General features: G+C 71.9%; 8 protein-coding genes and 2 tRNA genes. 9 read left to right on the forward strand and 1 reads right to left on the reverse strand.

The features are described from left to right. Positions 1-21 precede the first annotated feature (21 nt). From K353_RS33225 to K353_RS33260, 8 genes are all read left to right on the forward strand, one after another. A tRNA-Ala gene (locus K353_RS33225) sits at positions 22-94 on the forward strand. A gap of 263 nt (positions 95-357) precedes the next feature. Then, positions 358-430 (forward strand) — tRNA-Ala (locus K353_RS33230). Between the two features lie 92 nt (positions 431-522). Then, positions 523-1,815: a hypothetical protein gene (locus tag K353_RS33235; RefSeq protein ID WP_111557203.1), complete on the forward strand. Its 1,293-nt coding sequence runs from the start codon at positions 523-525 to the stop codon at positions 1,813-1,815. 282 nt (positions 1,816-2,097) lie between these two features. Further along, entirely contained in the window at positions 2,098-4,971 is a 2,874-nt protein-coding gene (gene leuS / locus K353_RS33240; RefSeq protein ID WP_111557204.1) for a leucine--tRNA ligase, read from the forward strand. 438 nt (positions 4,972-5,409) lie between these two features. Beyond that, complete coding sequence (locus K353_RS33245) at positions 5,410-6,189, forward strand: hypothetical protein (RefSeq protein ID WP_111557205.1); 780 nt, start codon at positions 5,410-5,412, stop codon at positions 6,187-6,189. Positions 6,190-6,307: 118 nt separating this feature from the next. Further along, positions 6,308-7,267: a DegV family protein gene (locus K353_RS33250; protein WP_111557206.1), complete on the forward strand. Its 960-nt coding sequence runs from the start codon at positions 6,308-6,310 to the stop codon at positions 7,265-7,267. Between the two features lie 112 nt (positions 7,268-7,379). Continuing rightward, positions 7,380-8,489, forward strand: a complete 1,110-nt coding sequence (locus tag K353_RS33255) for a ComEA family DNA-binding protein (RefSeq protein WP_111557207.1) — start codon at positions 7,380-7,382, stop codon at positions 8,487-8,489. A gap of 612 nt (positions 8,490-9,101) precedes the next feature. Next, complete coding sequence (locus K353_RS33260) at positions 9,102-11,867, forward strand: ComEC/Rec2 family competence protein (RefSeq protein ID WP_111557208.1); 2,766 nt, start codon at positions 9,102-9,104, stop codon at positions 11,865-11,867. Positions 11,868-12,028: 161 nt separating this feature from the next. Here K353_RS33260 and K353_RS33265 read toward each other — a convergent pair whose 3' ends face one another. Further along, a complete protein-coding gene (locus K353_RS33265) occupies positions 12,029-12,292 on the reverse strand; it encodes a hypothetical protein (RefSeq protein WP_111557209.1) in 264 nt (87 codons plus the stop codon). 165 nt (positions 12,293-12,457) lie between these two features. On the opposite strand from K353_RS33265, the gene holA reads away from it, so the two are divergent. After that, entirely contained in the window at positions 12,458-13,453 is a 996-nt protein-coding gene (gene holA, locus K353_RS33270) for a DNA polymerase III subunit delta (RefSeq protein WP_100836109.1), read from the forward strand. Positions 13,454-13,586 lie beyond the last annotated feature (133 nt).

The raw sequence follows: 13,586 nt of genomic DNA on the forward strand, positions 1-13,586 counted from the left end.
GTGAGTGGTCGTCAGTGTCGCGGGGCTATAGCTCAGTTGGTAGAGCGATTGCATGGCATGCAATAGGTCAGGAGTTCGATTCTCCTTAGCTCCACAGCAGTTCCGCGAGGCCGCTGCCCGAACAGGGTGGCGGCCTTCGGTGTTTCCGGGGCTCGGTTCGGGGCTGGGGGCGGGGCCGGGCCTGGAATCGGGCCCGGAGCCGGGTCCGAAGCTTGGTCCAGAGAGCGGGCCGGGGTCGGGGGAGCGGCCGGCCGGGGCCGTCGTAGGGGCGTCGGAACGGATTAGGGCCGGGAGCGCCGACCGTGTAGAGTTGTCGATGTCGCCGAGGGAAACCGCAGGTGGCGGCAGTAACAGCATGGGGCTATAGCTCAGTTGGTAGAGCGATTGCATGGCATGCAATAGGTCAGGAGTTCGATTCTCCTTAGCTCCACAGCAGTCCGGAGGCCGTCCCGAGAGGGGCGGCCTTCGGTCGTTCGCGGGACTCCCCTGCCGGGCGGTACGCGGGGCCGCTACCGTCGTGGCATGGCCGACCTGGTGCGAAAACGGAACGACGAGCTCGCCCGGATACTCCACCAGCTCGGTTGGAGCCCGGAGCGGCTGGCCCGCGAGGTGAACGCGGTGCTCCCGGCCGGCCTGGCGATCAGCTCCACCGCGCCGTACAAGTGGCGGGACCGGGGCATGGTGCCGCGCTCGCCGCACGACCAGACCGTCTGCGAGGTGCTGGGCCGCAGCGTCGGCATCGCCGTCACCTACGAGCAGCTCTGGGGACAGATGGGCTCCCACCGGGGCGCCAAGATGCTCTCGCCCCGGCTGCTGACCGACCCGTGGACCGCCGACACCGCGCAGACCGCACTGCGCGAGGCGGGCGCCGACGGCGCCCCGGTGCGCCTGACCGACCTGTTCCGCGGCGACGAACTGGAACAGGCGGCCCGGCACTGGGCCTCCCCGCCGCCGCCGGTCACCGGCGGGGAGGGGGCGCTGCGGATCGCCCCGGAGCAGCTGGCCGACCTGCGGCTGTCCTACGACTCCAAGCAGCGGCTGGAGCGCACCTACGGCGGCGGCCTGATCCTCGACCTCGCCAAGGCCGAACTCGCCATGGTGGGAAAGCTGTTGGAGCTCGGCAGCTACGACGAGGCACTCGGCCGCGAACTCTACGGGGCGGCCAGCCGGCTGGCCCGGCTGGTGGGCTGGGCCAACTACGACATGGGCAACGACGCCGCCGCGCAGCGGGCCTTCGTCGCCGCGCTGCGGGCCGCGCACGTCTCCGGCGACCCGCGGCTCGGCGTCGGCGTGGTCGGCTGCCTCGCCGTCCAGGCGACGTACAACTCCGGTGGGCGGGGACTGGACCCGGTGGCGATGCTCTCCACCGCGCTGCGCGCCGCCGACGGCGTGCTGACGCCCCGGGAACGCGCCCTGCAACTGGGTCGGATCTCCCGGGCGCACGGCCGCAAGGGGGAGCAGATCAGCGCGGAGGCGGTCGCCGAACTGGCGTTCCGGGTGCTGGCGGACGCGACGGAGCACATGCAGGAGCGGGCCGACCTGGAAGGGATGGTCGGCGAGGGGTACCTGCTGCTCGGCGAGCACGAGCAGGCGCGCGGCCTGCTGCTCACCGCGATCGGCTCGCTCTCGGTGGAGCGGGCCCGGGCCAAGGCGCTGCTGATGGTGCGCCTCGCCGACTCCTACCGCCGCACCGGGGAGCGGGCGGAGGCGGAGCGGACCGCGGAGCGGGCGCGGCTGCTCGCGGCCGGCATGCAGTCGGCGCGGGTGGCCCGGGCCCTGCGGGACTTCGACACCGCGATGCGCGCGGAGGCGTAGCCGAGGGCGGCTCGGGGCGCCGGACCGCGGGGCCGTGGTGGGCGGCCGGTGGGGACGCGCCGGGCCAGGGTGTGTGGCCGGGGGATCGACGCGGCGGCGCGAAAGCGGGTTGAAGGGGTGCGGTACCCTGAGCCCATGCGAACCGTGCGCCTGCTTCTTAGCCGGCCGCGCTGACCAGGACCGGCTTGACGGCCGGAGTCGGCGTGGCGTCCCCTCCTGCGGAGGGGTTTTCTGCTTTCTACGGCCTGTTCGCTGACTGATGACGATGGAGCCTGAAGGACCATGAGCGAGACGACCCCCGCTTCCGGCGCGGCCGAAGCCGCCACCGAGCCTTTCCGCTACGGCGCCGCGCTGGCCGCCGAGATCGAGTCCCGCTGGCAGGACCTGTGGGAGAAGGAGGGGACGTTCAACGCCCCCAACCCGACCGGCCCGCTGGCCGACGGCTCGCCCGTCGCCGCGAAGCCCCACAGCTTCATCATGGACATGTTCCCGTACCCGTCGGGCTCGGGCCTGCACGTCGGCCACCCGCTGGGCTACATCGCCACCGACGTCTACGCCCGCTTCCAGCGGATGAACGGGCACAACGTCCTGCACACCCTGGGCTACGACGCCTTCGGCCTGCCCGCCGAGCAGTACGCGGTGCAGCACGGCGTGCACCCGCGGGTGTCCACCGAGGACAACATCGCCAACATGCGCCAGCAGCTGCGCCGGCTGGGCCTGGGTCACGACTCGCGCCGGTCGATCTCCACGATCGACCCCGAGTACTACCGCTGGACCCAGTGGATCTTCCTGCAGATTTTCAACTCCTGGTACGACGAGGCCGCCGACAAGGCCCGTCCGATCGCCGAACTGGTCGCCGAGTTCGAGTCCGGCGAGCGCGAGGTGCCGGGCGGCCGCGCCTGGGCCGAACTGTCCGGCGTCGAGCGCGACGAGGTGCTGGGCGAGTACCGGCTGGCCTACTCCAAGGAGGTGCCGGTAAACTGGTGCCCCGGTCTGGGCACCGTGCTGGCCAACGAGGAGGTCACCGCGGACGGCCGCTCCGAGCGCGGCAACTTCCCGGTGTTCAAGTCGAACCTGCGCCAGTGGATGATGCGCATCACCGCCTACGCGGACCGCCTGATCAACGACCTGGACCTGCTGGACTGGCCCGAGGCGATCAAGCTGCAGCAGCGCAACTGGATCGGCCGCTCCGAGGGCGCCCGGGTGGACTTCGCGGTCGGCGGCGACACCGTCACCGTCTTCACCACCCGCCCCGACACCCTGTTCGGCGCCACCTACATGGTGCTGGCCCCCGAGCACGCCCTGGTCGACACGATCGTCCCCGCCGAGTGGCCGGCCGGCACCCAGGACGAGTGGACCGGCGGCGCCGCCGGCCCGGCCGACGCCGTCGCCGCGTACCGGGCCGCGGCCGCCGCCAAGTCCGACGTGGAGCGCCAGGCCGACGCCAAGGTGAAGACCGGTGTGTTCACCGGCGCCTTCGCGGTCAACCCGGTCAGCGGCGAGCAGATCCCGGTGTTCATCGCCGACTACGTGCTGATGGGCTACGGCACCGGCGCGATCATGGCCGTCCCGGCGCACGACAGCCGCGACTTCGCCTTCGCGCAGGCGTTCAACCTGCCGATGCGCTGCGTCGTGCGGCCGACCGACGGCCGCGGCGAGGACCCGCACACCTGGGACGACGCCTTCGACACCTACGACTCGGTGCTGGTCAACTCCGAGCGCGACGGCCTGTCGCTGAACGGCCTGTCCGTGGTCGACGCCAAGGCCCGCGTCACCGCCTGGCTGGGCGAGCGGGGCATCGGCGAAGGCACCGTCAACTACCGTCTGCGCGACTGGCTGTTCAGCCGCCAGCGGTACTGGGGCGAGCCCTTCCCGATCGTCTACGACGAGACCGGTGCGATGCACGCGCTGCCCGAGTCGATGCTGCCGGTCGAGGTTCCGCAGGTGGACGACTACTCGCCGCACACCTACGACCCCGACGACGCCACCTCCTCGCCGAAGACCCCGCTGTCCCGCAACGAGGACTGGGTCAACGTCGAACTGGACCTGGGCGACGGCGTCAAGACCTACCGCCGCGAGACCAACACCATGCCCAACTGGGCGGGTTCGTGCTGGTACGAGCTGCGCTACATCGACCCGGTCAACTCCTCCGCGGTGGTCGACCCGGCCAACGAGTCCTACTGGATGGGCCCGACCGCCGAGAAGCCGGCCGGCGGCGTCGACCTGTACGTCGGCGGTGCCGAACACGCGGTGCTGCACCTGCTGTACGCCCGGTTCTGGCACAAGGTGCTGCACGACCTGGGCTACGTCTCCTCGGTCGAGCCGTTCCACAAGCTGTTCAACCAGGGCATGATCACCGCCGACGTCTACCGCGACGACCGGGGCTTCCCGGTGCCCGCGGCCGAGGTCGAGGAGATCGGCGGCGAGTTCTTCTGGAACGGCGAGCAGGTCCGCCGCGAGGCGGGCAAGATGGGCAAGTCGCTGAAGAACGCGATCGCCCCGGACGAGTTCGCCGACGAGTACGGCGCGGACACGCTGCGCCTGTACGAGATGTCGATGGGCCCGCTGGACGTCTCCCGCCCCTGGGACGCCCGGGCCGTGATCGGCTCCTACCGCTTCCTGCAGCGGCTGTGGCGCAACATCGTCTCGGAGGTCACCGGCGAGCTGGTGGTGACCGAGGAGGAACCGGACGAGGCGACGCTGCGCGCGCTGCACAAGGCGATCGACGGCATCCACGGCGACATGGCCGGCATGCGGTTCAACACCGCCGTGGCCAAGGCCATCGAGCTGAACAACTTCCTGGTGAAGCGCGGCTCCACGCCGCGTTCGGTCGCCGAGCGGATCGTCCTGCTGGTCGCCCCGCTGGCGCCGCACATCGCCGAGGAGCTGTGGCGCCGCCTGGGCCACGAGGAGTCGCTGGCCTTCGCGGACTACCCGGTCGCGGACCCGGCGTACGTGGTCGACGAGATGGTGACTTGCGTCGTGCAGATCAAGGGCAAGGTCAAGGCCCGCCTAGAGGTCTCGCCGTCGATCTCGGACGCCGAGCTGGAGGCGCTGGCCCTGGCCGACCCGGCCGTGGTCGCGGCCGTCGGCGGCGCGGAGGTGCGCAAGGTCATCGCCCGTGCGCCGAAGCTGGTGAACATCGTCACTGCCTGACGAGACCCGGGCCGACCCGCTGTCGGCCTGATCGGGCCGGTCACCCCCGTCGCGGGGTGGCCGGCCCTTCGCCGTCCACGGGTAGGGGCGGGGCGGCAGCCGGAGAAGTGCGAACAAGGTGGCTCCGTTCTTCGTACGTGGTTTTCGGCCATGGTTTTCGTGCGTGCTCTTCGTGTGCGGCCCTCGTGGACGGCTTTCGGGCACGGCCTTCGGATGCGGGCCGGGCAACGGGTCCGGCCTGGGCCGCAGGGTGCGGACACCGTCCGGGAGTAAGGGAGATCGCTTGGGGGACATCCCTGAGCTGTCCCTGATCTCGGGCCTGAGGCATGCCCGCGACCTGCTGTCGGCCGCCGCTCCGGGCTACGGTGGAGGTTCCGGCGGATACGCGGACCGCACCGGGCGGTCCAGGGCCGGTCACGGGCGGAAGGTGGGCTCCCGATGGAAGCGCTCGGTGTAGTGGTGGCGCTGGTCGCGCTGTTCGGGGTGGCGCTGCTGGTGATGGCCGTGGTCGGGACGGTGAAGGCGGCGAAGGCGGTGGCTGCCAAGGTCGACCGGCACAGTGCCAATGCCCAGCGGACGGTGGAGAACGCGGCCCTGAAGGCGAAGAGCATTACCAGGCCGGGGGAGCAGGGCCGGATCGCCGCGCTCCGGCTGTCCCTGCGCACCGCCCTGGACTCCACCCGCCAGGTCCTGGAGTCCGGCCTCCCGCAGGACGGCCAACTCGGCGACGCGCTCCAACTGCTCGCCCGCCTCGACTCGCACGCCGCGGAACTCGACTCCGAACTCCGCATGCTGGAGCGCGAGCCGCAGAATAGCCGGGTCGCCGCCAAACTCCCCGAACTGCGCGAGCGCGCTGAGCGGATCACCCACTCCGCGGACTCCCTGCGCTGGGCCGCCCAGGACCGGATGCGCCGCTTCGCCGACGACGAGCTCGCCCGCCTCGGCAAGGAGTGCCAGGACGAGGCCGGTGCTCTGCGCCACTGGACCCCCGCCGAGCCCACTGCCGCTGACGGCCTCGGCACCGCCTCGGCCCCCGCCGGCGGACCGGACTCCCCAGGCGCCGCCGCCTCCGCGGAGGACTCCGCCGACCGCCGCAAGGGACTCGGCTCCGGCCGCCCGACCAGTGCCGAGGAACTGCTGGGGTTGGCCGCCGAGCCGCTCTCCCGCCTCGCCGACCGTCTCCGCAAGCCGAACCCGGCGGGACCCAACCGCTCCTGACCCCGCGTCACGAGATGGTCGCTTTCCGTGTGCGGAGAAATTACCCCACCCCCTGAGGGGCAAACCACCGAATAACGAGCGCTGTCTTCTCGGCCCCGTGGCGGGTAACCTCCGGCACATGCCCGGCCACCTCGCACTTGTCACGGATTCCACCGCGTATCTGCCCCAGCAGGCGGTGGACCGGCACCGCATCAGGGTGGTCCCGCTCAGCGTCGCGGTGGGCGACGAGGTCTTCGCGGAAGGCGTCGAGATTTCCCCGAAGGACGTCGCGGAGGCCCTGCGCTCCAGGCAGCGGGTGACGACTTCCCGCCCCAGCCCCGAGACCTTCGCCGCCGCCTACCGTGCGGCCGCCGAAGCCGGTGCGCGCGGCATCGTCTCCATCCACCTGTCGGCCGAGCTCTCCGGCACCGCGGAGGCCGCCCAACTGGCCGCCGCCGAGGTCTCGATCCCGGTCCGGGTGGTGGACAGCCGGCTCGTCGGCATGGCCCTGGGCAGCTGCGTCCTGGCCGCCGCCGGGTCGGCCCGGGCGCTGGACGCGGCCCGGGCCGGTTCGGCGCCCGGTGGCACAGGGGGAACCACGGGCGGCCAGGGAGCAGCCATCGATGCCGATACCGATGCCGAGGCCGTCGAGGCGGACCTCGACCGGGTGGTTGCCGCCGCCGAGGACCGGGCCACCGGTACTGCGGGCTTCTTCTACGTCGACACCCTGGAGCACCTGCGGCGCGGGGGCCGGATCGGAACGGCCCAGGCGCTGGTCGGTTCCGCACTGGCGGTGAAGCCGCTGCTGCACCTGGCCGGAGGGCGGATCGAGCCGCTGGAGAAGGTCCGCACGGCCTCCCGGGCCATCGCCCGGCTGGAGGAGATCGCCGTCGAACGCGCGGGTCGGCAGCCGGTGGACATCACCGTCCACCACCTGGCCGCCGAAAACCGGGCCGAACCACTGGCGGAACGGCTGCGGGAACGGGTGCCCGGGCTGAAAGAGCTCTACGTCAGCGAGGTCGGCGCTGTGATCGGCGCGCATGTCGGCCCCGGATTGCTGGCCGTAGTGGTCTCTCCGATCATCGCATCGCCGTACTGAATACCGCTGGAATCACTCGTTCGAGTGATAAGAGTTATCCACAAGCCGGAGTTATCCACAGGAGTGGACGAATTCTCCGACGGGATGTCAGCGCCGTTCTACTGTCCTCGCCATGAGGGCCATCACCACCCCCCAAGCCCGTCGCCGTCTGACCATCGCAACCGCCCGGGTCCGTCTCGACCGGATCCTCCCGGCCGACCTACCCGCCGACTCCGACCTCCTCGCGATCGAACCGCCTTCAGCTGCCGCAGACGGTCCGCCGCTGCGGTCGGCGCACGACGCGAAGGCCGATTCGGCGGCGTTCTCGGAATGCCGGCTTGAAGGCGCCGCGACAGTTGAACCCTCTGCTCCGGTGCGGACGGAAGCGCTCGTGGCACCGAGAGCCGATTCGCCGCCGGAGCGAGATCCGCCCAGTGGCAGAGCGTCGGTTCCGGACGGCGCCGACCCGCTGGACGGCGCTTCCTCTCCGAAGTGGCCCGCCGGCTTCGATCCGTTCGACGACAGCTGGGCCGACACCCCGTCGGACCTGGACCTGACGCCACCCGAAGCTCCACCAACCCCGAACCCCGCCGCCGTGTCCCACACCATCCCGCCGAAACTGCCCCTGCGATTCCGCCTCCCGGGCGCGCTCGCCCTCGACCGCCGGGCCGTACTCGGTCTGACCGTTCTGCTCGTCCTCGCCACGGGCTATGCCGTCCAGCACTTCTGGCTCGGCCGACCGCACCCCGTTTCCGTCCCCGCTGTCGCGACAGCCGAATCCGTCTCCGACCGAACCACGGAAGGAGCGCCAGTACTCCAGCCGACCGGACCGCCCCTCGTCATCGACATCGCCGGGAAAGTCCGACACCCCGGCCTGCGAACCCTCCCCGCGGGTTCAAGGGTCGCCGATGCCCTGGCCGTCGCCGGCGGCCCGCTCCCCGACACCGACACCAGTCTCCTCAACCTCGCCCGCCCACTGACCGATGGAGAACAGATCCTCGTAGGCACCGATCCCCTTCCCGGCGGCGCAGCCACGGGCGGCGTCCCCGCAGGCCCCGTCAGTCTCAACCGCGCCGGGGCGGACCAGCTCGACACACTCCCCGGCGTGGGGCCCGCGCTGGCCCAACGCATCCTCCAGTACCGCCTCGCCCACGGTCCCTTCCAATCCGTCGACCAACTTCGCCAAGTCCCCGGCATCGGCCCGCGGAAGTACGAGGACCTCAAACCGCTCCTGACCCTCTGACCGGTCACTCCCGCCAGGTTCGGCCAGGCCGTCGCCCGCCCCGAGAACGCACGAGGAGGTTTCAGCTCGCTCCTGTTGCGCGTCACGTCTTGTACCGCCACTGCGCTTCCTGGCCGGCAACCCCGCCGCCTGCCGACCAGGGGACAGGGGGTGCGAGACCTGAATCACCGCCGTCGCCGCTCTGCTCGACCACACACTTCGCCCCTGCGGGTGGAGGGTTCTGACCGCTCCGCCCGAGCTCTGACCGGGCCCACCCCCTGTGGTGTGGCCACCGCGACAAACACTGCTGCATTGCTGTCGGGAGGTTGCCCCTGCTCAGCTCTCGCTGCTCGGCTTGAGGTGAGCAGACCTCATGCCGAGTACAGCCCCGAAAGCCGTTAAGCCCACACGGCTTTACCGAGAAAGTCGACAAGTCTTCTTTATGGAAGGCTTGTTGGCTGCCCGCCGCATTAGCCCGAGCCTGTACCTACCAAAACCCCAGGCGGATTGAGAGCATCAACCGGCTTTCCCGCCAAGGAGGTCGTATACGGGAAGAAACCACCGCTGCCCTGCGGACCACTCGTCATTCACCGCCGCCCGTCGCCCGCCGTCCTGCCGAAAGGAGGAGCTTCGATGCCGGCCGCGCCGCCTCTCGTCCACCACCGGGCCGACTACCGACTGCTCCTCCCGGCTTGCACCGCATGGGCAGTGGCCGCAGCTGTCCTCGCCTTGGATCCGGACCGACACCCCCCGCTGCTGCTGGCCGCCCTGGCGGCTGCGCCGGTCTCCCTCGTCCTGCTCGCCACGAAAGGACCTCGTCGATCGATTCACCGCCTGACCGCGGCGGTCCTGCTGACCGCCGCCGCGGCGGCCACCACCACCGTCCTGCACACCGCAGACCTGCACCGCGGCCCACTGCCCGCACTGGCCCGTCCCGCCGCACCACCCGCTGCGGTCGGGCAGCGGGTCGACGGTGGCGGGCAGGGCGCTGCGGGGCGGCCGGTGGAAGAGAAGCCTGCCAATCCCGAGATCACCGTCGAGCTGACCGTCACGGGCGATCCGAAGCAGCACGGCTCGCACACCCAGGGCAGTTCCCTGTCCAGACCGACGCTCACCATGGCCGCACTCGTCACCCGGGTCCGTACCGCTCCGCGCCCCCAGGGCGGCTCTCCGCCGCCGCCCATCGCGACCCGCACACCTGTCACCCTGCTGGTCCGCTCCCAAGACGACTATCCCTGGAGGCAGTTGACTCCGTCCACCGAACTGGAACTGCGGGCGGAGGTGCTGCCGGAGCGGCCACCGGAGGCCGGTGCGACGGGAGGGAGATCCCGGAGCGACAGCGCGGCGCTGCTCGTCCCTCAGGGGCAGCCGCGTGTCATCGCTCCGCCGAACCTCCCGCAGCGCCTCGCGGCCCATCTCCGCAAAGGACTTCGGGACGCCTGCGACCACCTTCCGCCGGACACGCGCGGGCTGCTCCCCGGGCTGGTGGTGGGGGACGTATCGCGGCTGCCCGACGATCTGGCGGACGCGTTCCGGGCCACCGACCTGGGTCACCTGGTCGCGGTGAGCGGCGCCAACCTGGCGATCGTCCTGGCCGTCCTGGTCGGTGGCACGCCCAGTGAACCCGACGCCCCAGGACGCGGTGGACTGGCCGGGCTGCTGGGCCTCTCGTTCCGCACCACGGCACTGCTCGGAACCGCGCTGACGCTGGCGTTCATCACCGTCTGTCGACCGGACCCGAGCGTGCTCAGAGCCGCGGCCACCGGGCTGATCGGCCTGCTCGCGCTGGCCACCGGCCGACCGCGGAGAGGCGTCCCCGCGCTGGCCGGCGCGGTACTGATCCTAATCCTGGTGGACCCGTACCTGGCCCGCTCGTACGGGTTCCTGCTCTCCGTGCTGGCCACGGCCGGGCTGCTGGTGCTCGGCCCGAGGTGGACGGCGGCGCTCCGGGCGCGCCGCTGGCCGCACCACCTGGCGGCGGCGGTCGGTGCCACTGCGGCGGCGCAGGCGTTCTGCTCGCCGGTCACCGTGCTGCTCGCGCCCCGGGTCAGCCTGGTCGGGGTGCCGTGCAACCTGCTGGCCGAGATCGCGGTCGCCCCGGCTACCCTGCTCGGATTCGGCGCGCTCACGGTCACACCCTTCTCCCAGGGAACCGCGGAGTTCCTGACGGACCTCGCGGCACTGCCGGTCGGCTGGTTGGCCGCTGTCGCGAGGCACGGGGCGGAACTGCCGGGGGCCGAACTCGCCTGGCCCGCAGGGACGTTCGGTGCGGTCCTGCTGATGGTGGTGATCGTGTCGCTGGCCTGGGCGGTGCCACCGCTGCTGGCCGGCCGCCAGAGCCGACACCGGCGGACGAGAGCGTTGGTGGCGCTCGTGGTCGCCCTGCTGCTGCCGCTGGTGCTGCTGCGCCCGCCCTCCGTCGTCCGGTTGGCGACCGGGTGGCCCGCGTCGGGCTGGCGGCTGGCGATGTGCGACATCGGGCAGGGCGACATGACGGTCCTGCCCGTCGGACCCGGCACCGCCGTGGTGGTGGACGCCGGGCCCGACCCCAAGACGGCCGACGCCTGCCTGCGGGGTCTCGGGGTGACCAGGATTCCCCTCCTGCTCCTCACCCACTTCCACGCCGACCACGCGGAAGGCATCCCAGGCGTCCTGCGCGGCCGGTCGGTCGGGGCGATCGAGGTGACCACGTCGGACGAGTCGGACGGCGAACGCTCCCGGGTGCTCCGCTGGGCGGCGGGCGGCGGCATTCCGGTGGTGCACGCGCGGCGCGGCGAACGGCGCACTGCCGGGGCCGAACTCACCTGGGAGGTCCTGTGGCCCACCTCGCCCCCGGCGTCCGACGCCGAGGGGCCGAACAACTCCAGCATCGCGATCCTCGCGGTGCTCGGCTCGCCCGCGGCCCCGTTGCGGGTCGCCCTGCTCGGAGACCTGGAACCTCCGGCCCAGTCCGCCCTGCTGGCACTCGGCGTGCCGCCACTCTCGCCGATGGTCAAGTCTCCGTCTTCGCCGCTCGAATCAGGAGGTGGAGCGTCAAATCCACTGGAAAGTAGGGAGATTGAGGGTGAAATCCCTGTGGGAGGAGGTGCGGGTGCAGGCCTGGGCGCGATTCGAAGCGGTCCGGGGCCGCCCGGGGTGGGACAGGTGGATGTCCTGAAGGTGGCGCACCACGGGTCGGCGAACCAGGACTGGTCGTTGATGGCCGCGCTCCGTCCACGGTTGGCCCTGATCTCCTGCGGCGCGGGCAACCCGTACGGGCATCCGGCGCCCCAGACCGTGGCGGGGCTGAAGGCGCTGGGGGCGACGGTGGTCCGGACCGACAGTTCCGGGGACATCGCGGTTCTGGGTGACTCGCGGGACCTGGCCGTGGCGACGCACCCGCACCCGGTTCACGGTTGACCGGTCCCGCCCTGCTGTTGGTCCCGACCCGGGGTGGGGCCCGGCCCGAGGCGGACCGGGCCGGGGACGGTCCGGAGTGGAAACGCCCGCCCGAACGGGTGAGGTACCTCGTTCGGGCGGGGCCAGACGGTGGCGAGGGGAGCGGCGGACGGCACGGGACGTCAGCCCTGCTCCCGCCACCCGTCCTGTTCGGCGACGAGCTGGTCGAGTTTGCTCAGCAGACGGGTGGTCCAGCCGTCCTCCTCGGGGGCCTCCACCACCACCAGCCACTGGACGTCCTCGGCGTCGTCCTCCCCGGCGAGGGCGTCCCGGACCACCTCGACGTCGCCCAGTTCGGGCCAGCGCGCGCTCAACTCCTCAGCGACCTCCTCCGCCGCATCGCGGTCGGGGAGGACGAGCAACTGACGGTCATTGTTCTCGATCACGTCGTTATTGTCCTCGGCCCCGCAGCCGGTACGACACCGGCCCCGCTTCCCCGGCGGGCGGCACGCGGAGGAGTCCGAGAGGTGGGGAAGGGAGGCGTCCGGTGCGGTACGGGAAAGGGGCGTGGCGCGGAGGGCTGTCCGTGTGGCGTGCGATCCTGGTAGGCGATGGCCAGGAAGAGTGCACCCGACGACCTGCTCGCCCCGCTGACCGTTGCGGTCGGCCAGGAGGAGCTGCTGCTGGACCGCGCGGTTGCCGAGGTGGTGGCGGCGGCCCGGGCGGCGGACCCGGACACGGACGTCCGGGACCTCGCGCAGGGGGCGCTGCAGCCGGGGCAGTTGGCGGAGCTCACTACGCCCTCGCTCTTCGCGGAGCGGAAGGTCATCGTAGTCCGGGCCGCGCAGGACCTCTCGGCGGACTCGGTCAAGGAGGTCAAGGCCTACCTGGAGTCGCCCGCCGAAGAAGTGATCATGGTGCTGGTGCACGCGGGCGGCGCCAAGGGCAAGGGGCTGCTGGACGCGGCGAAGAAGGCGGGCGCCCGGGAGGTCGCCTGCGCGAAGCTCACCAAGGCGAGCGAGAAACTGGCCTTCATCCGCAACGAGTTCCGCACCCTGGGGCGGGCCGCCAACCCCGAGGCCTGCCAGGCCCTGCTGGACTCGCTGGGCAGCGATCTGCGGGAACTGTCGGCCGCGTGCAGCCAGTTGACCGCCGACATCGAAGGCCCGATCGACGAGGCGGCGGTCGCCAAGTACTACAGCGGTCGCGCCGAGGCGACCGGCTTCGAGGTGGCCGACCTCGCGGTGACCGGCCGGGCCGCCGAGGCGCTGGAACGGCTGCGCTGGGCGCTGGCGGTCGGCCAGCCGCCGACCGGCATCACCTACGCCCTCGCCTCCGGCGTCCGCAGCATCGGCCGACTCGCTTCCGCCGGCCGCAACATGCGGCCCGCCGACCTGGCGCGCGAGTTGGGCATGCCGCCGTGGAAGGTGGACCGGGTGCGCCAGCAGATGCGCGGTTGGACCGGCGACGGGGTGGCCGCCGCGCTGACCGCCGTCGCCCAGGCCGATGCCGCCGTGAAGGGCGGCTCCGACGACCCCGCGTACGCGCTGGAGCGCGCCGTCGTCGCCGTCGCCCGCGCCTCCCGGGCCGGTTCCCGCCCCTACTAGGCACGGGGACCCGCGTACACCCGTCGGGGGCGGGGAGTTGCCGGTCGGCCGGTGTCGGTGGGACGCTCCGGGCCCGGTGGGTGCGGGTGCCTCGCCGGTGCGTTCGGACGGGGGGGCGACCCGGTCGGGGGGG

This window comes from Kitasatospora sp. SolWspMP-SS2h (assembly GCF_003259315.1).
GTDB classification, from domain to species: Bacteria; Actinomycetota; Actinomycetes; order Streptomycetales; family Streptomycetaceae; genus Kitasatospora; species Kitasatospora fiedleri.